Source organism: Acidovorax sp. KPB24-03 (assembly GCF_057546605.1).
The window spans coordinates 1-1405 of the sequence record NZ_BAAJYR010000645.1 but is presented as its reverse complement, the minus strand read 5'-3'; the positions used below and the strand labels follow the sequence as shown (position 1 = coordinate 1405).

Genomic DNA, 1405 nt, shown 5'->3' with positions numbered 1-1405 from the left:
CGCCTCGCGCCCTGACCGCCCGCGCCGTGCGCCGGTGCTTCGGCCCGGCCGACCGGGCGCCAGGCCTCAGTGAAAGAACCGCTGCGCGACCACCAGCATGAGCGGCACCGTCACCAGCGCCAGCGCCGTGGATACGGCGATGCTGGCCGTCACCTCGTCCTGCATCGTGTCGTAGCGCTGCGTAAAGAGGAACACGTTGGCCCCCACCGGCAGCGACGCGGCCAGGAACATCACCGCCGTCGAGGTGCCGCCCAGGCCGAAGGCCCAGGCCAGCGCCAGCAGCAGCACCGGGTGCGCCAGGTTCTTGACCAGCGAAATGCGCAGCGCGTCGCGCGCATGGTGGCCCACCTTGCTGAACGCCAGCGTCACGCCCACCAGCAGCAGGGCCATGGGGCCGAGCGCCATGCCCAGCAGCTGCAGCGGCTTGTCCACCACCTCGGGCAGGTGCAGGCCGGTCTGCGCGAACAGCAACCCGGCCAGGATGGGCAGCGGCACCGGGTGCAGGATGCCGTTGCGCACGGCCTGCAGCACCGTATGCAGCATGGGGCGCGGCGCGCTGCGGCCGTCGCGCTGGCTTTCATGCGCCTGCGCCAGCTCGAACACCACCGTGGCCGCCGTGAGCAGGATGAGCGCGTGCAGCGAGATCAGCGTGAACAGCGTCACCAGCCCTTCCTGGCCGTAGACCAGCCCGACCAGCGGCACGCCGATCATGATGGTGTTGCTGAACATGCTGGCCAGCCCGAACGCGGCCGAGCGGGTGGAGAACCCCATGAGCGCCAGCGACACGACGAACACCAGCCCGGCCGCGAGAAAGTACAGGCCCACCGGCTCGAAGTTCAGGTCCTGCACGCGCGACGTGCCCATGGTGCGAAACAGCAGCGCGGGCGTGAGCACCAGGAACACCAGGTTGGACAGATCCTTGACCGCCGAGGCCCGCACCCAGCCCAGGCGCCCGGCGAGAAAGCCGATGGCGATGAACAGGATCACCGGGATCATGGAGGCGAAGACGGGGGAGTTCACGGCGGCGATCCTGCGGGCAAAGCCTTCGATTATCGGTGCGGTGCATCGCGCCCTGCGCACCGCCGCGTCAGATGGGTCCCGTGGGGTGGCGGCTCGACGCACCGGCCTGTCCTGTCCCGGCGGATGTCCAGCCGCCCGCGCGCCGGTGAGCCGCTGCGGCGTGCACACGCCCCCCGGCCCGGCGCGCATGGTCCAGGCCCGCGCCAGTCCCAGACGGTCGGTACTGGCGAAAGGGGCGCCCTCATACCCTTTGCGCCGCCCTTCAAAACGGGCTCCAACGCAATCATCACTAGGGCATATCGCTATTAAATCAATAGCAATTCCTGGCGCCGATGCCCCAAGGACCCGGGCGGAGCCCGCCCGGGGGGCGCGACGGCGCCCGGCG

1 protein-coding gene is annotated in these 1405 nt (G+C 70.2%); it reads right to left on the bottom strand.

Going from position 1 to position 1405, the window contains the following annotated elements:
* Positions 1-66: 66 nt before the first annotated feature.
* Complete coding sequence (locus AC27KI_RS24810; RefSeq protein WP_317355011.1) at positions 67-1020, bottom strand: AEC family transporter; 954 nt, start codon at positions 1018-1020, stop codon at positions 67-69.
* Positions 1021-1405: the final 385 nt, after the last annotated feature.